Source organism: Embleya sp. NPDC020630 (assembly GCF_044334985.1).
Lineage (GTDB): Bacteria > Actinomycetota > Actinomycetes > Streptomycetales > Streptomycetaceae > Embleya.
In genome coordinates, this window is sequence record NZ_JBIRUB010000021.1 from 36,135 (window position 1) to 55,447 (window position 19,313).

General features: G+C 73.2%; 23 protein-coding genes. 3 read left to right on the forward strand and 20 right to left on the reverse strand.

Annotated features, from left to right (window positions below; all coding sequences use genetic code 11):
* Positions 1-157 precede the first annotated feature (157 nt).
* Positions 158-544: a hypothetical protein gene (locus tag ACH4XV_RS40125; RefSeq protein WP_395798138.1), complete on the reverse strand. Its 387-nt coding sequence runs from the start codon at positions 542-544 to the stop codon at positions 158-160.
* Between the two features lie 358 nt (positions 545-902).
* Here ACH4XV_RS40125 and ACH4XV_RS40130 point away from each other — a divergent pair, with 358 nt between their 5' ends.
* Entirely contained in the window at positions 903-1,415 is a 513-nt protein-coding gene (locus ACH4XV_RS40130) for a GNAT family N-acetyltransferase (protein ID WP_395798140.1), read from the forward strand.
* 524 nt (positions 1,416-1,939) lie between these two features.
* On the opposite strand, the gene ACH4XV_RS40135 is transcribed toward ACH4XV_RS40130, so the two are convergent.
* From ACH4XV_RS40135 to ACH4XV_RS40225, 19 genes are all read right to left on the reverse strand, one after another.
* The gene (locus ACH4XV_RS40135; protein ID WP_395798142.1) at positions 1,940-2,308 is read right to left on the reverse strand and encodes a DUF6086 family protein; all 369 of its coding nucleotides are present in this window, start codon (positions 2,306-2,308) and stop codon (positions 1,940-1,942) included.
* A 145-nt stretch (positions 2,309-2,453) separates the two neighbouring features.
* Complete coding sequence (locus ACH4XV_RS40140) at positions 2,454-2,891, reverse strand: hypothetical protein (protein ID WP_395798144.1); 438 nt, start codon at positions 2,889-2,891, stop codon at positions 2,454-2,456.
* 326 nt (positions 2,892-3,217) lie between these two features.
* Positions 3,218-4,576 carry an amino acid--tRNA ligase-related protein gene (locus ACH4XV_RS40145; RefSeq protein WP_395798146.1) on the reverse strand — a complete coding sequence of 453 codons (1,359 nt, stop codon included), beginning with the start codon at positions 4,574-4,576 and terminating at the stop codon, positions 3,218-3,220.
* A gap of 227 nt (positions 4,577-4,803) precedes the next feature.
* Positions 4,804-5,610, reverse strand: a complete 807-nt coding sequence (locus ACH4XV_RS40150) for a (d)CMP kinase (protein WP_395798147.1) — start codon at positions 5,608-5,610, stop codon at positions 4,804-4,806.
* Between the two features lie 97 nt (positions 5,611-5,707).
* Entirely contained in the window at positions 5,708-6,538 is an 831-nt protein-coding gene (locus ACH4XV_RS40155) for a MucR family transcriptional regulator (protein WP_395798148.1), read from the reverse strand.
* Positions 6,535-6,669, reverse strand: a complete 135-nt coding sequence (locus tag ACH4XV_RS40160) for a hypothetical protein (protein WP_395798149.1) — start codon at positions 6,667-6,669, stop codon at positions 6,535-6,537. Before ACH4XV_RS40160 ends, ACH4XV_RS40155 begins: the two co-directional genes overlap by 4 nt.
* Entirely contained in the window at positions 6,666-7,493 is an 828-nt protein-coding gene (locus ACH4XV_RS40165) for a hypothetical protein (protein ID WP_395798150.1), read from the reverse strand. Before ACH4XV_RS40165 ends, ACH4XV_RS40160 begins: the two co-directional genes overlap by 4 nt.
* The gene (locus ACH4XV_RS40170) at positions 7,490-7,792 is read right to left on the reverse strand and encodes a hypothetical protein (RefSeq protein WP_395798152.1); all 303 of its coding nucleotides are present in this window, start codon (positions 7,790-7,792) and stop codon (positions 7,490-7,492) included. The genes ACH4XV_RS40165 and ACH4XV_RS40170 overlap by 4 nt, the downstream gene beginning before the upstream one ends.
* Positions 7,789-9,774: an NB-ARC domain-containing protein gene (locus ACH4XV_RS40175; RefSeq protein ID WP_395798154.1), complete on the reverse strand. Its 1,986-nt coding sequence runs from the start codon at positions 9,772-9,774 to the stop codon at positions 7,789-7,791. The genes ACH4XV_RS40170 and ACH4XV_RS40175 overlap by 4 nt, the downstream gene beginning before the upstream one ends.
* A 250-nt stretch (positions 9,775-10,024) precedes the next feature.
* The gene (locus tag ACH4XV_RS40180; protein ID WP_395798156.1) at positions 10,025-11,230 is read right to left on the reverse strand and encodes a type II CAAX prenyl endopeptidase Rce1 family protein; all 1,206 of its coding nucleotides are present in this window, start codon (positions 11,228-11,230) and stop codon (positions 10,025-10,027) included.
* Positions 11,231-11,284: 54 nt separating this feature from the next.
* Positions 11,285-12,133 carry a hypothetical protein gene (locus ACH4XV_RS40185; protein WP_395798158.1) on the reverse strand — a complete coding sequence of 283 codons (849 nt, stop codon included), beginning with the start codon at positions 12,131-12,133 and terminating at the stop codon, positions 11,285-11,287.
* 23 nt (positions 12,134-12,156) lie between these two features.
* Positions 12,157-12,849: a hypothetical protein gene (locus ACH4XV_RS40190; RefSeq protein WP_395798160.1), complete on the reverse strand. Its 693-nt coding sequence runs from the start codon at positions 12,847-12,849 to the stop codon at positions 12,157-12,159.
* A 198-nt stretch (positions 12,850-13,047) separates the two neighbouring features.
* Positions 13,048-13,302 (reverse strand): hypothetical protein, encoded by a 255-nt coding sequence (locus ACH4XV_RS40195; protein WP_395798162.1) that lies wholly within the window; start codon positions 13,300-13,302, stop codon positions 13,048-13,050.
* A gap of 42 nt (positions 13,303-13,344) precedes the next feature.
* Positions 13,345-13,593: a hypothetical protein gene (locus tag ACH4XV_RS40200; protein WP_395798163.1), complete on the reverse strand. Its 249-nt coding sequence runs from the start codon at positions 13,591-13,593 to the stop codon at positions 13,345-13,347.
* Positions 13,590-13,949 carry a hypothetical protein gene (locus tag ACH4XV_RS40205; RefSeq protein WP_395798164.1) on the reverse strand — a complete coding sequence of 120 codons (360 nt, stop codon included), beginning with the start codon at positions 13,947-13,949 and terminating at the stop codon, positions 13,590-13,592. The genes ACH4XV_RS40200 and ACH4XV_RS40205 overlap by 4 nt, the downstream gene beginning before the upstream one ends.
* A 261-nt stretch (positions 13,950-14,210) precedes the next feature.
* Positions 14,211-15,068: an SAM-dependent methyltransferase gene (locus ACH4XV_RS40210; RefSeq protein WP_395798166.1), complete on the reverse strand. Its 858-nt coding sequence runs from the start codon at positions 15,066-15,068 to the stop codon at positions 14,211-14,213.
* 239 nt (positions 15,069-15,307) lie between these two features.
* Positions 15,308-15,730 carry a roadblock/LC7 domain-containing protein gene (locus ACH4XV_RS40215; RefSeq protein WP_395798168.1) on the reverse strand — a complete coding sequence of 141 codons (423 nt, stop codon included), beginning with the start codon at positions 15,728-15,730 and terminating at the stop codon, positions 15,308-15,310.
* A gap of 480 nt (positions 15,731-16,210) precedes the next feature.
* Positions 16,211-16,738, reverse strand: a complete 528-nt coding sequence (locus ACH4XV_RS40220) for a hypothetical protein (RefSeq protein WP_395798169.1) — start codon at positions 16,736-16,738, stop codon at positions 16,211-16,213.
* A 494-nt stretch (positions 16,739-17,232) separates the two neighbouring features.
* Positions 17,233-17,850, reverse strand: a complete 618-nt coding sequence (locus ACH4XV_RS40225) for an ATP-binding protein (protein ID WP_395798170.1) — start codon at positions 17,848-17,850, stop codon at positions 17,233-17,235.
* Positions 17,851-18,071: 221 nt separating this feature from the next.
* On the opposite strand from ACH4XV_RS40225, the gene ACH4XV_RS40230 reads away from it, so the two are divergent.
* Complete coding sequence (locus ACH4XV_RS40230) at positions 18,072-18,941, forward strand: helix-turn-helix domain-containing protein (RefSeq protein ID WP_395798171.1); 870 nt, start codon at positions 18,072-18,074, stop codon at positions 18,939-18,941.
* A gap of 10 nt (positions 18,942-18,951) precedes the next feature.
* Positions 18,952-19,146 (forward strand): DUF397 domain-containing protein, encoded by a 195-nt coding sequence (locus tag ACH4XV_RS40235; protein WP_395798173.1) that lies wholly within the window; start codon positions 18,952-18,954, stop codon positions 19,144-19,146.
* Positions 19,147-19,313 lie beyond the last annotated feature (167 nt).

The following is a 19,313-nucleotide window of genomic DNA, read 5'->3' on the forward strand; positions in this document are numbered from 1 at the left end:
GCGGCCTGGTACATCGGCATCGTATCCGGCACGATCGTTCCGCGGTGCCCGGGGTCGCGGCTCCACGCTCGGGCGAGGCCCATGGCCGGGGTGGTCCTTCAGGCACCCGGAGGACCGTCGATCGTCACGCGACGCGGACCGGCACCGGGCACGAGGATCACGACGGTTCTCCGGGAAGACGAAGGGCCGAGGCGCCGTCGAGTCCCGCGCGCGTGCCGAGACGGGCCCGGGTGCGGAGGGCGTGCGCGAGGTCGCAGAACTCGTCCCAGGCGCCGACGATCGTGGTCAGCGCGAACGGGTGATGCTCGAGGACGCGCGCGGCCGCGGCGCCGCTGCGGCCGGCGGTGGCCAGGCGGTTGTCGAGGTGGAGGGCGTGGGCGATGCTCCGGGTGTCGACGAGCGGCGCCAGGTCGTCGTCGTGGATCGGCGGGTCCGCGGTCCCCCACGCCTCGGGGCAGTGTGCCGCCATCGTCTCCCACACCGTCAGCCGCCCGAGCCGGTCGCCCAGCCGGCCCGCGCGGTTGCCGCGAACCGCAAGGGCCACGCGACCATCGGCGCGCCGGCGCCGTCTCCATGGCTCTTCCCCGGCGGCCAACCCGGGCGGCCGATCGGCACCACACAGCTGACACAACGCCTCAACCAGCTCGGGATCCGCCCCAACCAGGCCCGCAGCACCGCCCTCTTCAGCTCGCCACCGAGATTCCCGCCGCGATCCTCGCCCGCACCCTCGGCATCCACACCGACGTCGCCGTCGCCTGGCAACGTCTCTGCGACGGGGACTGGGCCAACTACGCCGCCGAATTCGGTCGACGCACCACGAGCCCCTGACTCCGGGGAGGATGTGAGACCCCTCCGGCATCCTCCGCCCCATGCCGAATGACGCCGCCCTCCACCTTGTCCAGATGACAAACCCGCACGACGTCGCCGCCGAACTCCGGCAGGAGCTGATCGACTGCTGGATCGCGGTCACCAACGCCGGCGGCGCCGCGGGATTCCCGTTCCCTCCCGTCAGACTCGACGACGTCACGCCCGTCGCGGACAAGCTCCTCAGCCGTCTCGACCCTCAACAGAGTCGGCTCCTCATCGCCCGGGTCGACGGCGTCCTTGCCGGATGGGTCGTCCTCAATCGCGATCCCTACCGACTCGTCGGGCACTGGGGCACCGTCCACCACCTCCAGACCCACCCCGCCTTCCGCGGCCGCGGAATCGGATCCACCCTCGTCCACGAACTCCGGAAGATCGCCCGCGATGAGCTCGGCCTTGAACAGCTGCATCTGGCAGCCCGCGGCGGCGAGGGTCTGGAGGACTTCTACGGACGGCTCGGATGGCGCGAGATCGGCCGATGGCCCAACGCCCTCCGACTCGCACCCCACGACACCCGCGACGAGGTCCTGATGATCCTCGCGCCGCTTTGACCACAGGGGCATTTCCGGGTAGGAGCAGCGGGTCAGTCGCCCCCGGTGCAGTGTCAGCGTGGTCTCGACGATCGTGTCCCCGGGCAGGGGGACGGTGGTGTGCGCGTCGTGCATGACGAGTGTGTCCGGCGGATCTCGATGCGGCGTCGGGTCTGGGTGTGCGCGAGGTGGGCGGGGCTCAGCGCGAGGACCAGGCCGATGCCGGCCAGGGCGAGCAGCAGGACCCATCGGCGCGTCGTGAGCGGCCCGTGCACGCCGGCCAAGCCATGCCCGCCATGATCGCCGCGAGGACCAGGACGGCGACACCCGTGGTCGCGTTCGTGGCGATCCGTCTCGTGTGGACACCCCTCCACAGCACCGGGGCCTCCCGGTTTGTGCGTAGGGCGTCCATCACCCACCCCCCGCATCGCGATGTGCCGTGCAGCGTAACCCCACTGCGGTCCGGCGGGGCCGAACACCGACGTCGCCGGGCGTCCGCCTCGCCTTCCGGTGACCTGGTGGTGAACGGGCCTCCGGGCTCGAGGTCAGGGTGTCATCGAGCGGGCCAGCCGCTGCGCGTTGTCACGGAGGCGGTCGCCCCACGCGTCGTCATTCCCGTCCCACCGCACATCGACGCCCGCCCGGCCGCCGAGGGCCAGCACCGTGGTGACGAAGCCCTCGGCGAGCACTCGCATGACGGCGTGCTGCGTTCGTCGGTGGCGCGCCACAAGGGAGTTGACGAAAACCTCGAACCTCGCAGGGTCGACCTCGCACTCGTCGTCCTCCATGGGGCCGATACCGGACGGGAGGCGAAGTTCGGCCTCGAAGATCGCCAACTGGCCCAGGAACAAGCGGGATGCCCCGTTGGACGGGTTCCACAGTGTCTCCTCGCCCATGTCGTAGTACTGGCTCACCGGGCGCCTCCTACGCTCGTCGTGACGGTCTGCCCGAGACCTTTTCCGACCATGATCTCGTGGTGTCTCGGGGCGGATCGACGCATGAGGCGTGGGTTGGGACCGGGCCGTTGTGGGCCCACCGCCGACGTCTTGTGTTTCGGGGTCACGTCTCGCGGTTGCGTGCCTGTCGCACGGAGCTGCTCAGTCGTTTCGTGTTCACGCCTGCCGCTGCGGCGATCGCCTCCTGGGATGCCCCGCTCTCGGTGAGTGCCACGGCCAGGCGCACCAGTTCGTCCGGGTCGGCGGAGGCAGTGCGTAGTGCGGCGACTTCGTCAGTGGTGAGGGGGCTGCCATACGTGGGCAGGTGTCCGCGCCGCACGTACGAACGCGTCGTTCCGCGAATGTGGCCGGTGTCCAGATGGGCCCGCATCGTGCACGCGTGTGCCGTCAGCGGCTTGGCCACCTGCTGTTCCGGCGGGGGAACGCGCCCTGCGTGGCTGGCCGCGTTGCCGCGCAGGGCCTCGGGGGTGCGCGCGGCGACGACGGCTCGCGGATCGCGGGCCGCTTCCAGGCGGGCCCATGCCCCGGGGTTGCGTTCCATGCGTTACAGCGCGGACTCGCGTTGTCGGTCGCGCACGACCTTCGAGACGAGGGGTTGGGTGCGACGCAGCCCGTGGGCCGCGCGGTATTGCTTGGCCGTCATCTTCGCCGTCGTCGTCGAGGACGCCGTAGACACCATGGCCGTCGGGCCGGCCCACCCTGGCGGCGGCGCAGGGCAGGCACAGGCCGTGTGGGGTGCTCGCGAGACGGTCGCACTCGCGACAGCGTGGGGAAGCGTCCTGCGGGGTGCCGGTCATGCGGTCGTCGCGGGCGCGATGGTGGTGAGCCGGGTGTTCGGTCGTGGCGGCGGCGAGCGGCGCGACGGGTTCATCGTCCCGCCCGTCCTGCGGCCGGAAGGGGGAAGGCGATGACGTCGTCGATGAGTTCGGCGCCGGTGAGGACCTGCACCAGGCGGTCCAGGTCGATGCGCACGCTCCCGGCCGGGGGCGTGGGGGCGTCGGACACCGCCGACCGGCCGTGGTCGATCGTCGCTGCGTCGTCGTCGGCTCGAGCGGTGTTCGCCGGTGGTCGGGCGCGCGGTGCCGCGCCGTCGGCGGGTTCGGTGGAGGAGGTGGCCACCTCGATGCCGGCGACGGCCAGGTTCCATGTCTGGGCGAGGCGCGTGTCGTGGGGGCACGGCCGGGCGAGGGGGGCCTGCGAGGCGGGGAAGTCGATGTGAAACGTCGGGGTGTGGGTGGCGGGGCGGACGAGGCTCTCGTACAGGTGCACGAGCAGTTCGTCGGCGCTGCCCGCCGGGTCGGCGTCGAGGCCGTGTCTCGCGGCGAGACGCAGCAGTTCCCGGGCGTCGGTGTCGGGGGTGATGGGGGCGGCGACCACCGCGCCGACGGCGGCGTGAACGGTGGTCACCACCCAGGGCCGGGCCCAGTCGATGCGCGGCGGCCCGGCGCCGGGGGCGGGTTCGATCCAGGGCATGGCGTCGGCGGCCGCACGTACGAGGTCCTGGATCAGGTGCCGGGTGGTTTTGTAGTCGGCGTGGGCTCGGTGGATCTCGACGAACGTGTGCTCGCCGGTGTGGGTGGCGTCGCCGCGGACAATCTCGTAGACCCGGGCGAAGCCGGCGGTGAGCATCGCGCGCAGGTACGGCGATCGGTCGCGCGGGCGCGGGTCCGGTCCCGGGTGGTGGGTCGTCGCGGCGGAGCCCGGGTGCGCGCCGGGGAAATCGTGCCTTGGTTGTGGGGTGTCGACGTGGGTGTGGCCGTCGAGGTCGAGTCGGCGGCGGATGGTGTGCTGGATCGCGGAGCGGGCCTGGAGGAGGTCGCGGGCTCGGGCGTCGGTGCGCAGCCGGTGGAGGTACTCGGCCGGCTGGCCGATGGGGGTGGCGGGTGAGCCGGGTGTGGGCATGGTGGGTCCCGGTGGTCGGTCGGCGTGGGTGCCGGAAACGAGGTCGTGCGGGTCGCCGCCCGGGTGCGCGGGCGGGGTGTGCGGGTGCCGCTGCGGTGGTGCTGGGGTCGCGGGTGGGCGGGTGGGGCGGCGTCTGGTCGCGCGCCGATTCGCGGCGCCGGGCGGGCGCGGCCTGCGAGGGGCGACGGGAGGGTCGGGGGCGTGGGCGGCCACGATGTCGTCGAACGTGACCGGCAGGGTCCGGATCAGGCCCCGCAGGTCCCGTCGCAGGGATTCGGCGCGGGCGCTGCCGGGGATCGTCGCCGTTGTGTGGTCGTCGTCCACCGTGATCGTCACCTTCCACGGTGCGCCCGGCGCCCGTCCCGGGGTGTCGGGTCGGTGTATCGAGGCGGCGGCGTTGGCGAGGTGATGGCGTGCGAAGCGGTCGGGAACCAGGAACGTCCGTGCGAGGTCGCTCCGTTCGGGGGGCGGAGGATCGAGGGTGATGGTCGCGCGGACCAGGCGTCCCCCGCCCGGAGCCGGATCGCCGATGCGCGGCGGCTGTTGCGACCTCATCGCGCCCGGGCCCGGCGCGGTCCACGACACCCGTGTGCGGCGCGCCGGTCGTCCGACTCTCGCGTGCCGTCGGGGTCGGTGGGTACGGCGGATGCGTGCGCGGTCAGGGCGTCCAGGACGCGTGTTCGGACGTCGGTCTCCGTCAGGTGTGTCGAGTCGATGTGGAGCGTCCGGGGGCGGGTGCGCAGCGCCGCCCGCACTCGGACGTCGAGCGCCGTTTCGGGTCCGACGGCCGTGGAATGGTCGGGCGAGTGGGCGAATTGCGTGTGTCGTCGTTGTCGCCGGATCTCGAGGTCGGCGGTGAGGTGGACGGCGAGGGCCGACGCGGGCGCCAGGGTGGGGGTGGTGTCGCGGCCGACGGTGATCAGGTTGTACGGCGCGCTGTGGCTGACCAGTTGCGTGTGTCGGTTCAGGATCGCGTCGCGCCACACCGCGTTCCCGGCGATCAGGGGCAGGTGGGCGGTGACGTGTTCGGTGTGTAGTCGGTCGGTGATGTCCTGGTCGTTCCACATCAGGACCAGGCGTTCCCCGGGGTGTTCCCGGTCGCCGCCGTGCCACAGGGCCGGCAGGTGGAGGAGGGCGCGGTCGAACGCGGCCGAGGTGAGGTCGGGTTGGCGGCTCAGGACCAACGCGGCGGCCCGGTACGTCAAACCGGTGTCCAGGACGAGCGTTCCGGGGGCGGCGACGTTCCCGCTCGACGCTCTGGCGAGGCCCGTGGCCAGGGTCGTCTTTCCGGCGGCGGTCGGCCCGTCGATGCTCACGTGCCACGGCCGGGGCGGGGGTTCGGACGGTACGAGGATCACGACGCTTCTCCGGGTAGGCGGGGCACCGAGGCGCTTTCGAGTGGTTCGCGAAGGCCGAGGCGGGGTCGGGTGTGCAGGCTGTGCCAGGTGTGCAGGGTCATCGCGAAGGGCTGTTGTCGCAGGCGTCGCGCCGCGACGGCGCCCGCTCGATCGGCGGCTCCCCGGCGCGTACCTGTCGCACGGATTTGCTCAGTCGTGTCCTGTTCACGCCTGCCGCCGCGGCGATTGCGACCAGGGATGTCCCGCTCTCGGTGATTGCCACGGCCAGGCGGACCAGTTCGTCCGGGTCGGTGGAGGCGGTGCGCAGGGCGGCGGTCTCGTCGGCGGTGAGGGGGCGTCGATAGGCGCCCGGTTTGCGTGGGCATGTCGCCCCACCGCACAACCACCGGCGTCGTTCCGCGGGGGTGGCGGGTGTCCAGACGGTTCCGCATCGCGTGCACGCGCGTGCCGTCAACGGCAGGGGCTCGGGCCCCGGGTGGGCACGGCGTCCGGCGAGGGTGGCCGCGTTGCCGCGCAGGGCTTCGGCGGTGCGTGCGGCGACGGCGGCCCGGGGATCCCGGGCGGCTTCCAGACGGGCCCATGCTGCGGGGTCCTTGGCCATGCGTCGTAGCGCGGACGCGCGTTGTCGGTCGCTGACGGCCTTCGACACGAGGGGCTGTGTGCGACGCAGTCCGTGTGCCGCGCGGTACTGCTCGATCGTCATCGCGTGGGCCCGGGTCACGTGCCTGTTGAGGCCGGCGACGCGCACGCCGCATTCGTGGCAGAGCAAAGTGGCGCCGTCGTCGTCGAGCACGCCGTAGACGCCGTGGCCGTCGGGCAGGCCCACCCTGGCTGCGTCGCAGGGCAGACACAGGCCGTGGGGGGTGCTCGCGGGACTGCCGCACTCGTTGCGGCACTCCCGCGAAGCGGCCGGTGAAGCGGCGGTCATGCGGTCGTTGCGGGCGCGATGGTGGTGCGCCGGGCCCGGTGGCCGAGGTGCATGGTGCCGTCGGGGTCGCACAGGGAGGACGCGATGTGGGCGGCGCGGCCGATCGGCGCGCGCGGGTTGACGACGATCACGAGGGTTCTCCGGGAAGGCAGGGCATCGGGGCGGTTTCGAGTCGCGCGGGGGCACCGAGTCGGGGTCGCGTGCGCAGGGTGTGCGCGAGTTCGCAGAACAGGTCCCAGGAGCCGACGATCGTGCGCAGCGCGAAGGGTTCTCGTTTCAGGATCCGCGCTGCGGCGGCCCCGGCGCGACCGGCGGCGGCCAGGTGTCCGTCGAGGTGGAGGGTGTGGGCGGTGCTCCAGTCGTCGACGAGCGGGGCGAGGTCGTCGTCGTCCAGGGGCGGGTCCGCGCTCCCCCACGCCTCGGCGCAGTGCGGTGGCATCGTCTCCCACACCGTGAGGCGCCCGGCCGGGTGCGCGGGCGTCGTCAGGAACCACGGGCGGCGCGCGTAGCCGTCGAAGGAGCCGTCGACGTGCCCGCTGCTGTAGGTGGGGGAGACGAGGGCCGGGGTGGGGCGGGGCAGGTCGCGGCCGGCGGCGAGGGCGGCGGCGATGGTGGGGCCGTCGGTGGGGCGGGGCAGTCGGACGATGGCCAGGACGCCGGGGCGCATCGACTCGGCGAGGGCGTCGACGTCGGGAAAGTACGTCTGGCGGGCCCAGTTGCATCGGTCGGGGTCGGCGTCCCACCCGACGAGGCGGGTGCCGTCGCTGGCGATGTCGCCGAGGGGGACGACGTGGTTGCCGATCGGGAACCGGTCGTCGACCACGGCCACCACCGAGGTGGTGACGCCCAGGAGGGCGTCCGTGACGACGGACGACACGCCGACGTGCCGGTCGAGCGGGCGGCGGCTCATCCGTTCCTCCTCGGCGCGGCCCGCGCCCTGGGTCTCGGTGGTCATGGCCGCCACCGCCCGTCGGGTCGATACACGGGAACGAGTTCGGGGGCCGGCGGGCGCGGAACGCACGGGGCCACGGGCTCCGGGGCGGTCCGACCCGTGGTCGCGGGGTCGTCCTGGGGGAGCTGCCGGTCCTCGACGACCGGGCGGGCGACGGCGATCCCGGACACGAGGCCGCCGCACAGTCCGAGGACGGCGAGCAGGGCGAGGGCGCCCGCGTCGGCGTGGAGGGTTCCGGGGCGGGGGCAGGGCGTGCCCGGGTGGTGGGTGTGGGGTGGGTCGAGGACGGGAGGCGGGTTCATGCGGTTCCTCCCGGGGTGCCGTCGTGCGCGTCCTCGCGGCGCAGGGCCGCCGCCTCGACGCGGTAGGAGGTGGCCCGGGTGGGATCGCCCATGGCGTCGGCCCAGCGGGCGAGCCGGTCGCAGGCGTCGGGGACCTGTCGTGGATAGTCCCGGCGCAGGGTCTTGATCGCGGCGGTCGTCAGTTTCTCGCTGTTGTCCCGCCGTCCGCATGCGAGTTCGGCCTCTGCCCATGTCAGGGCTGCGAGCGCGGCGTTCAGCGGATCGCGGGCGGTCGTCAGGATGGTGTGGGCGGCGGAGGCGTCCACGGCCGCCATCTCGGCCGTGGTCCTGTGGTCGTCGTTGCCGGGTTCCCACGTGGCCAGGCGGGCGAGTTCCGACGCGGCCAGGCGGTCGAGTGCCAGGCCGGCGACTCGGGGTTCCCCCAGGCGCACGCACGCGGGGACGACCCGGCGGTGGGCCTTCGCGGCCTCGTCGGGTCGATCGGCCTCGGCGAGGACCAGGCCGCGGTAGTGGAGTGTGCGCGCGGCGAACAGTTCGTTGCCGGCCTCGCGGAACAGGGACTCCGCCTCGGTGAGGCAGTCCAGGGCCTCGGTCGATGCGGCGGCCGGGAGGAGGAGCGCGAGGGAGGTGAGCATGCGTCCGATGGCACGGTGGTCGCCGCAGGTCCGGGCGGCCCGCAGTCCCGCGCGGTGCGCGGTCACCACGTGTTTCCCGGATCGGACCTGGTGCCAGTACGACCACAGGCGGTCCACGAGCAGGTGGACGGCCTCGAGGCATCCGTCCTCGCCGTCGACGAGGACGATCGTCGTCAACGCGTCGTACTCGAGGTCGAACCATTCCCGGGCGGCCGGGACGTCGTCCAGGTACGCGGTGGTGGCGGACGGGGCGGCGTCCACGGCGAACAGCCGCCCGGGGTCCAGGAGTTGCGCGGCCTCGGAGGCGGTGGGGACGTAGTAGCCGAGGTAGAGGGCGCGGCGGGCGTCGTCGCGCTCCCGCGGGGGCAGCGCGCGCGCGGCGGCCGCGGCGGGATGCCGCACCACGTCGGGCAGAACGAACGTCTCCCCGCCGAAAGCCCCGGGGCCCGGCGCGAGGAGTTGCCGGTCCAGGAGGGTGCGGATCGGCGGATCGACGTCGGCGCGGCGCACACCGGCGAGCGCGGCGAGTGCGGACGGCGTGAACGTCGTGCCCGGATGCACTCCCAGGCGCACGAACAGATTCTTGGCGTCGTCGGGCAGTGCGTCCACGATGGCGGCGATGGTGTCGTTGATGGCGTCGAGTCCTTCCACGTGGTGGGGGCGATCACGAAGGGGCCGACGGGGTCGGCCGGCGTATTCGGCCGCGGTCAGGCACACCGCGAGCGGCAGGCCCCCGCAGCCGTGAACGATGCGACGGGCCTGGACCGGCTCGGCCGCGACGCGCTGCGCCCCGAGGACGGCCGCGAAGAGTTCCATGCCGTGTTCGGCGTCGAGCGGCGCGAGTTCGATGGTGTGGCATCCGTCGAGCGCCAGGCCGGGCAGGCGCCGACGGGTGGTGATCACCGTGAGGCTGTCCCCGGCGGACAGCAGCGGCCGGATCTGATCCTCGTCGCCGACGTCGTCCAGCAGGACCACCATGCGTCGCCCGCGCATCAGGCTCCGATACAGGCCCGTGAGCTGGTCCGTGTGCTCGGGCACGCTCGGCGCGCCGAGGGCGCCGACCCACCCGGCCAGCACGTCGCGCGTCCCCTCCGGCCTCCAGGTGTCGCCGTCGCGCAGGTCGGCGTAGAGCTGCCCGTCGGGGAACCGTGCGCTCAAACGGTTCAGCCAGTCCAGCGCGAACGCGGTCTTGCCGACACCGGGAACGCCGGTGACGACGAACCGCAGGGGCCGCCCGATCCGGCGGGCCAGGGCGAGGTGGGCGTCGAGTTCCTCGCGCTCGGGGCCCCGGTCGACCAACGGGATTCGCGGCGGCGGCAGTTGCCACGGTATGTGGGCCGGGATCATCGCGAATCCCCCGACCGCACGGTCACGCATCCACGCGCCGAAGAGTGGGCGTCGCACGCGTGCTCGTCGCCTCGTCCCGGCACCGTCGATGCTCCTCCGGCGCCGGGGCCAAAGCGGGGGCCGGGGTGGCCCGCCCATCGGGTGAGCGCTGCGGGCAGGTCGGCGGCGCGCGTCAGGTCCCGGGCGCCGGACAGGACGCCGCAGCCGACGACGAGCACGGTCGGCACGACGGTGACCTCGGGTGGGCGCCTCACGCGTCGCCCGCCGCGCGGGTGAGCCGTGTATACCGCAGGCCGGTCGCGCACACGAACATGACCAATCCGGCGACGAACGCGGGCAGCATCGCCTTCGGGCTGAACACGGTGGCGCAGTCGAAGACCAGGTGGCCGGCGATCAGCGGGACAACCTGTCGGGTCCGGCGGTACAGCAGCACCGACAGTCCGCCCAGAACCAGGGCGGCAATGATCAGGGAGGCGGTGCCCGCGTACAGGTGGACGAGGACGCGGCCCAGCGCGGCGACGGCGACGATCTCGGTGAGGGGGCGGTGTGCGCGTTCCAGGAGCACCACGACCAGGACCATCAGGACGAGGGTCTCGACGATCGAGGTCCAGGTGACGGCGGCGATCCGCAGGGGGACGTCCATGTCGTCCAGGGCGAGCGCGGCGCGCTGTTTGTCGCCGTCGTCGGGCATGCCGGCGATCAGGGCGCCGGCGGCCGAGGCGAGCATCATGACGAGCAACAACCCGACGACGCCCGTCAGGTAGGCACGCGCGGCGCGCCCCAACTCCCGGCCCAGGGTCCGCGGCCGCTCCACGTACACGGCCAGGTCGTCGTGGTGCACCACGCGTACGGTCGGCGCGAGGGGCACGAGCAGTGGTGGTCGCGGCGCGTCGACCAGGCGCAGGATCAGGGCGACGATCGCGGCGACGGTGACGGTCGTGCCCAGGTAGGCGGCGGGTTTGTATCCGCACAGGGACAGGAGGAGCCCCAGGCCCGCCGCCCCCATGAAGGCGTGGCGTGTGCGCGGGGGCAGCGGGCGGGCCCGCCGGTACAGGAGGACGAGGACGATCGTCGGGGCGAGCGCCATGCCGGCGGCGGCGCCGACGCGGCGGCCGCCGTGCGGGACGAGGTCCCCTGTGGTCACCAACAGCACGGTGACCGTCACCATGTAGGCGACGGCGATCACGGAGTCGTCGCGGTGGGCGGCGCGCATTCGGACGGCCAGGACGATCGCCGGTATGGCGAGCAGCACCATCAGGGCGGCGGTGAGGACCAGCACCGGCGGCACGGGCAGACCGCCGAGGGCGTCCGCGGCACCGCGGTGCAGGCGGCGCAGGCCCATCAGGGTGGGTACGCCGCATGCCGCGACGAACACCACGGCGAGGTAGAGGCAGGCACGTCGGGGGTGGAGCGTCGGCGCGACGTCGGCGGAGGTGTCAACGGACGATAACGACAACGGAAGGATCCTTCGAAGGGAACGTCGGGGTGGAAAGGGGTGGGTTCGGGCGGTTCAGCGTCGGGGCCGGGGATCCAGCGGGATGACCTGGTCGGCCCACAGGCGGCCGGTCGCGCAGGGGATGCGGATCGCGCCGGGTGTCAGCCGGGTGCGGAAGACGCGGACGGCGCCGTCGTCGAGGTTGGCGAGCGCGGGCCAGTCGAGGTAGTGGAGCATGCGCGCCTGGTGGTGGATGTCGCGGGCGCCGCGAGCGAGATCGAGCAGGCACAGGCCCCTGGCCGGTGTACCGGTGGTGGTGGCGGCCTCGTCCCGGTCGTCGACTGGGGCCGCGGTCGCGAGGACGTCCAGCGCCCGGGGAGCGAGGTGCAGGGTCGCGGTGGTGATCTCGCGTCGCAGGAGGCGGGGGTCGAACCAGTCGGGCAACTCCACCGGTTCGCTCCGGGCCAGGATCGGCCCCGGGGTGGGGGCGGCGGTGACCAGGTGTGCGGTGGCCCGGATCGTCGGGTCGCCTCGCAGCAGCGCGGAGGCGACCGCGCCGATCCCGGGGCGTGGGGGAAGGTCGCCCGGGTGCAGGTTCACCACACCGTGGACGGTGGAGGCCGGGACGCCGGGCGGCAGCGGGTCAAGGTGGCCGTGGCACAGCAGGACGTCCAGGCGCAACGGGGCGATGCGCGCGGCGAGTCGATCGGACGGCGCGATGATCGGAGCGCTCGCGGGTGCGTGGCGGCGGATCTCGTTCAGGCGGTCGTCCCACGCCCCGCCGGCGGGTCGGGGCGGGTGGGTGGCGTGGACGAGGGGTGCGTATCCCGCCCGTCGACAGATCTCGTGCAGTGCGCGCAGGACGGCGGGCGAGGACGCGAGGAGTCCCACGCGCAACGGGGAACCGGCGGGTGAATGCGTCACGGTCGCTCCGGTGCAGGCGCGGATCACGCGGTCGGGGCGGTAGGCCGGGCGACGCTCTCGGCCAGACGCCGGAACAGCGCGGGGTGGCGCCAGACGAGGGGGACGGTGAAGGGGTGCACGGCGAGGAGGGCTTCGGCCTCGCGGCCGTCCGCGCCGAGGTCCCCCAGCCGGCCGGCGCTGCTCAGGGTCCGCAGGCGCAGAAGCCCCGGGAGCAGGGCCACCAGGTCGCCGGCGGGCAGTTCGCGCGGTGGGGTGCCGGCCCACGCGCGGTGTTGGTCCGGCCTCATCAGTTCCCACATCACCGATTCGCGCACTCCGATGGTGAGCAGGTGCGGAAACCACACCGCGGGGACCTGCGCCGGAATCGGGATCGGCGTCGGTGCGATCAGCGGCGCGTGGGTGCGGGCGGTGGGGTGTGCGCGGTGGTTCAGCGCCCGGGGCGGGGTCGTCCCCAGGAGACGGCTGACCGCGAGGGCGACGCCCAGCGCCGTCGGGCTGCGGACCCCGGCCAGGTAGGCGAGTGCCTGCGGCCCGGTTGCTCGGGCCAGGTCGAGGGCACCCGCGATCGTGGCGGGACGCGCGGTGACGGGGCCGAGGACGCGCGACGACCGCAGGACCGTCGTCGCCGTCGGCCCGGGGAGCGTCGCAGTGCGTCGGGTACCAGGCCACGACCACCGATCCGGCGGGCGCTCCGCGCATCGGGGTTGCCTCGACAAGGTCTCGGGGGGTGACGACGGGCCCGGACACGGGCGGCAGGGGCATGGCGGTCTCCGGCGCGACAGGGGGAACGGACAGGGAAAGCGGCGACGTTCGGCGGCATCGGGCGACAACGGCGGGACGCGGCGGCCGGAAGGCGGTGGCGCCACGGCGCGGGCCGGATCGTGGCGGCCTGCGGACCGAGACGGCGTCGCCCGTCACGGCTCGCCGCGGCAACCGGAGTGCGAGTGCACGGGGTGCGCGACCATGGGATCCAGGTGGAGCGGCGCGAAGTCGTGGGGGTCCGCGGCCCGTTCACGTGCCAGCTCCAGACGCCGTATGACGTCGCCTGTGGAATACACGGTCATCCCGAACTCGAGGCGGCTCGTGTCGGTGTGGACGGTGAGGTCGACGAGGCCGGGGATCGTGGTGCGGACGGTGATGAGCCGGGCGGGTACGACGATGCGGGACACGGCACTCCCCAGCGGGATATCGGATCGACGGCTGATCGAGGTTCAGCGGGAGGGTTGTCCGCAGCGGCGGAGCACGGCCGCGCGGGCGGCTTCGGGCACGGATCCGAGCAGGGCCTCGGCCACCGCGCACGCCTGCGCGGTGGTCAACGTCATGGCCTCGGGCGCCACGCTCGCCCGTCCGCGCCGGCACAGGGTCAGTCGATGCAGACCCTCGTAGGGGCCGGTGGACACGGCAACGTCGGTGTCGACGTCGGTGTGGATCGGGCCGGGCCGGCGCCGGGTGGCAGTCACGACCGTTCACCCGCCGAGGGCATCGCGTCGACGCCCGTGTAGTCGTCGCCGAGCAACTCCCCCACCAGGTCGTCGAGTTCCCTGGCGGCGACGTCGAGGCCGGCGACGGCCGTCACGAAGACCTGCTCCCCGAGATCGGGCTGCCGGGCCCGTTCGCACGCGGCGATCGCCACCGCGCAATCGCGACGATCCCCCAGCAGCACCTGCCGGACCCGACGCGGCGCGTCCCCAATCGGCGTCTCCCTGCGGGTCAACACGGCAACGCCCGTGCCACCCATGCGCACGTCCCACGCCACCCGCGTCCGGGAATCCCCGCTGGGACGCAACAACTCGACCACGCTCGACATGCTCGTCACGACGCCGCCCCATCCCTGCCGCGCCGGGACGGCGTGGACGATGCGGAGCCCGGCGGGGCGCCTCGGGTGTCGTTGGTGTCCGGTCCGGACGGGGAAGTGGTCATCGCTGGGTGCTCCGGGGGATCGCGCGGTGCGCGGGGTCGGGAAGGGAACCGGGCCTCGGTGAAGGGGGCGGGGGAAGTCACGGCTGTACTGCCGGTCGCCGCCCGCGACACCGGGGCCGCCGTGGGGTGGTGCGTGGTTGCGGCCGGTGGGGTTGGTTCAGGTCGTGGTGCGTCGGCCCACGCCCGCGAACAGCCAGTCCGTGGTCGCGGGTTGCCCGCCGCCGCGGGGCCGGTGCGTGGGTGTGGGTTGCGTGGGGTCCGGGCGCCACAGGTCGGGGCGGGTCAGGCCCGGAGGCAGGAGGTCGAATCCCTCGAAGAACCGGGCGATTTGTGCCTCGGAGCGCATCGTCACCCGCGCGGTGGCGCTCTCGTAGACGCCCTCGACCGCGGCGACCTGGTCGGCGGACGGCCCGTGGGTGGTGGCGTGGGAGATCACCAGATGACTGCCCGGGGCCATTGCCTCGCGGTAGGCGCGTACGAGGTCGTGCGGGTGGTCCTCGTCCGGGACGAAGTGGAGGGTGGCGACGAACAGCACCGCGACGGGGCGGCGGAGGTCGATCAGCCGCACGGTGTCGGGGTCCTCGAGGATGTCCTGCGGCAGGCGCATGTCGCCGGTGATCACCGTGGTGTTCTCGCCGTCCGCGAGCAGGGCTCGCCCGTGCGCCAGGACGACCGGGTCGTTGTCGACGTAGACCACCCGCGCATCCGGGTTCACCTCCTGGGCGATCTCGTGCACGTTGCCCACCGTGGGCAGACCGGCGCCGAGATCGATGAACTGCGTGATCCCCGCCTCGACGAGCCATCGCACGGCGCGTTGGAGAAACCGCCGGTTCGCCCACGCCGCTTCGCGAACCCCCGGACTCGCGGCCAGGACGCGCTCCGCGGCCTCGCGGTCGACGGCGAAGTTGTTCTTTCCGCCGAGGTAGTAGTCGTACATGCGGGCCGGTGTCGGTCGCGTGGTGTCGATTCCCGACGGGGGTGTTCCACGTTCCTCGGGTACGTGATGGTCGGTCATGGGTCGTCCCTTGTCGTGGTGGCGGGAGCAGGCTGCCGAACTCGTCGCGGGCCGTGGAGAGTCCCGTCCGGCGCTGTGTCGGGGGCGTGGTCGTTTGGGCGTCGAGGGGTGCGGGCCGGGCTGATGCGATCGGGTCGCCGGGCGGATCGGGCGGCGCGGTCCCATGTCGGTGCGCCGAGGGCGGTGACTGCGGGTCCGGGCGGGCGAGTCCCGGAGGAAGTGGACTGTGGTCGTGGTGTTCACGCGGTCCGCCGGAGGTTCGGGGCCAGGACCTTGGCGAGGAGTGCGGCGGTGCGGGTGGTTGCCTCGCCGATCTCGTGATGGTCGATGTTGGCGCGGGTGACGACGACGAGTGTGTGGGGTGCGGGGCCCGGCACGGGGACCAGGACCAGGTAGCCGTGTTCGCACTCGACGGTCTGTCGCGCCAGGGTGCCGAGGTTGAGGGTGTCGGCCCGGGACAGCGCCGCGGCGAGGTGGTGCACGCCGGCGCACGTGGCGGCCAGGGTGGCGATCAGGTGCGGGGCGGGGGCGGTGTCGGTGTGGAGGTCGTGGCCGACATGGATGCCGGTGAGGCCGTCGTCGGTGACGAGTTGGGCCAGGCGGACCCCCGGGACGGCGGCGAGGTCGGCGAGCAGCGCGCGGGACGGGCGGGGTTCGGTCACGGGGTTTCCCGGGGATCGGTGGTTTCGGCGGCCGCGCGTACGCCGCGGTAGAAGGCGCTCATCCGAGCGCCGACCTCGTTCGGTGACGGTCGTCGGGACGAGGGCGTCGTGGACGCGTCGGCGGCGGACGGGTGCGGGGCCTGTGGGGTGCGCGGACGGATCGGCAGGGCGAACAAAGGGTCGCCGGCCGAGTGTTCGGGGGCCGGTGGCGGATCGGGGGGCCGCTGCGGCGGATGGCGCCACGGTCGCCAGGTTCCGCCGGGCCAGATCGGCGGGTGCGAGGACACGACGACGTCCCTCACGAGCGCGGGCGCTTCCGGGCACGCGGCACCCGAAATCCCGGGGTGCCGAGGTCGGGTGACCGGGCCGGTTCGCGGACGGCGATCGCAATCGCGCAGCACCGACGATCGCCGGACGGAACCCGACGAACACGGCGCGGCGCGTCGGGACAAGGGAGTTCGATGACACTCGCCACGGTGGTCACGACGCGGCCCGCTCCTGCTCATACCGGGCCGGTCCCGCGCCCAGGAGCGCCAAGGGGCGGTCGAATCCCACCGCGACGCCGTCGTACGCGAGGGCAAGGTGTTCGACCCACGCGGCCGCCAACGGCCGACTGTGGAAGGCGAATGCCTCGCGCCGGCACACCCACACACCGACCCGGTCCGTCCCCCGCCGCGTGGGGAGGCGATGGAACACCAGTGCCGTGTGTCGTTCCGCGGTGAGCAGTTGGCGGATGGCGTCCACCAATGCGGCGAAGCGATGTGACGGGATCGAGCGCGCTATCGCGCCCAGCTCCTTGGCCAGCAGGTCGCGCACGTCACGCTCCAGGTGGGTGACCGAGGCGCCGCACGACCCCCACACCGTCCCCGCGTCCGAGGAGAAGAGCTCGGTCCACGGCCACACGGCGTCGCGACTCTCCGACGGTGCTCCCGGGACGGCGACCTCGAGGCGGCCCCGCTCACCGCCGGCCGGGCGCGGGACGTCCCCGACGTCCACGGAGGTGTTCACGCGTGCTTTCCCTTCGAATCGAGGTGGTCGGGGTGGTGGCACGAGCAACCTCGTGCCACCACCCACCGGGGCCGCCGTCATCGGCGGCCCCCCTTTCCCCGCCGCGCGCTCGACCCGTTCGTGGGGAGCACGCCGAGCAGGGGTGGCGAGTGGTGGAGCGTCTACGGGGTGGGACGTTCCGCCACTCGCCCCTCGGACCGCCACGGGCGCGGACCGAAGCCGTCCCGGCCGACGCGGTCCGGCCGGCTGTCGGGGCCGCGTCGGCCGGTCCTCCCGCACACCGCGGATCGCGCGGTCGAACGGGGGCCGGGGCCGCCGGACGGGTGCGCCCGGCGGGACGAACCGCGATCCGAACTGCGCTCCGGACCACGGGGGTGGACGTAGGTGGGTCGCCGGGAGAGGAAGGCACCCTCCCGGCGACCGGCTCGCGGCGCGCACCCACACGTGGGCCGCGAGTTCCGACACCGGCGCCGGTGCGGGCCGACGCCGGCTGCTCAGGGATGGACGCGCCGTCGTTCCTCCGACGCGGGGTGTCCCGCGCACGCGGTGGCCGGGGTACGGGAGCGTATTCGGGAGCGGACGGTGCCGCCCCGATCCACGCCGTGAGGCGGCACCTCGGCAACCGGGGGCGGTAGATCGTGCCCCGGGTCTGCGACGGCGTCCGGACGGTGGGCGCGGCCCGCCGCCGAAGGGGTGTCGGGGGTGTCGGTGTTCTCCCAGTAGACGATCTTGCCGTCGGTGCGATCGTCCACCCCCCAACAGCCGGGCAGCGCCGCCACCAGGACCATCCCGCGGCCCGACTCGTCGCCGTCACCGAGTACCCGCGGCAGACGGTGCGTGTGGTCGCGCACCTCGACGCGCACTCGCACGGGTCCGTACTGACGCAGGGTCAGTCGCAGTCCCGCGGCGGCCCCGCCCCCGTGGCGCAGCGCGTTCGACAGCAGCTCGGAGGCGACGAGTCCGGCGCACTCGACCACGTCGTCGGGAACATCCCAGCGGCTCAGTTCCGCGACCGCCTGGCGGCGCAGCCGGCCGACGGCCTTCGCGGTGCCCTCCTCGCGCCATTCCGTGGTGCGCGTACGATTCGCGGACGACGGTTCGATCTCGGACACAACGACGACCTCTCCCGCTGAGGACTTGTGATCACGCGACGTCGTGGGGCACGTCCGCTTCGGTGACGGTCCGGAGTATTCAGCGTGTGGCCGATCCGATGGAACGCTCAGCGCGGAAGTGTCCGCATGGGCCTCTCAAGCCCTTCCACACCGGTCTGTTTCACCGTGTAACTTCCCCTGTGACCGCTCCCCCGGAGACACTGTCCAGGCGAAGGAGTCTCATGAACGGTCCGAAAGTCGGTGCCGAACCCACGGCTCGACGGCGGCAACTCGGCTTGCGTCTTGCGGCGTTGCGCGCGGTCAGCGGACTCACCGCCGAACAGGCGGGCGAACGCGCGGGCCTGTCGAAGGCGACGGTCTCCCGGTACGAACGCGCGAAGGGCGCGGTGCGGTGGGGGCACGTGGACCAGCTGTGTCGGGCCTACGACGCCTCGGATCATGAGCGCGAGGAACTGGTCGACCTGGCGAAACAGAGTCGCGTCACCGACTGCTGGTGGCTGCCGCACGCCGACGAGCTCGCAGAATCCATGCGGTTGTTGCTCGCCGTGGAGGACGAGGCGTCCCGCATCGCCCAGCACTCACTGGGCGTGGTTCCGGGTCTGCTGCAGACCGAGGACTACACCCGGGCGATCAAGGCCGGTCCGGGCGAGAGGCTGTCGCCCGAGGCGATGGACCGCTACGTGCGCATGAGGGCGCGCCGTCAGCGCATCCTCGACCGACCCTCGCCGCCCGCCTACTCGGTGGTTCTGGACGAGGCGGTGATCCGTCGCAGGGTGGGCGGCCCCCAGGTGATGGCGGCGCAGCTCGACCACCTGCTCGACCGCAGTCGCGAACCCCACGTCACCATCCAGGTACTGCCGTTCGCGAGTGGCGCCCACGCCGCGGCCCTGTACAGCTTCGTCATGTACGGCGGATCCGACCCTGCCCTGGACACCGCGTTCGTCGAGACCCTGGTCGGGCGGCTGCTCCTGGAGGAGGAGCAGGCGACCGCATACGCCCGTGCCATCACCTTCCTGCGCCGGGAGGCGCTGGACACGACGTCCTCGGCCCGGTTGATCGCCGAGGCCCGCGACACCCATCTGCGAACGTAGTGAGGATCCTGTGACCGACCAGACGAACCGCTGGCGCAAGAGCAGCCACAGCGCGACACCGCAGGGCGAGTGCGTGGAATGCGCGCCGCTCTCCCCCCACACTGTGGGCATTCGGGACTCCAAGACCGCCAGCGGGCCACGCCTCGAGGTCTGCGGCACCGCGTGGACCACGTTCCTCACCACGACTCGCAACCCGTCCCGGTAGCCGCGTGGGGGCGGTCCGGTCACGGATCGGGCCGCGTCCTCGCCGCTCACGTCCTTGTTTCAGCGTCTCGGCGTCAGTTCCCGGCCACGGCAACGAGAATCAGCCGGATTCCGCTCAATGGCGGTCGGCGATGCGGACAATGAGACGCCGACCCTGTTGTCCGCATC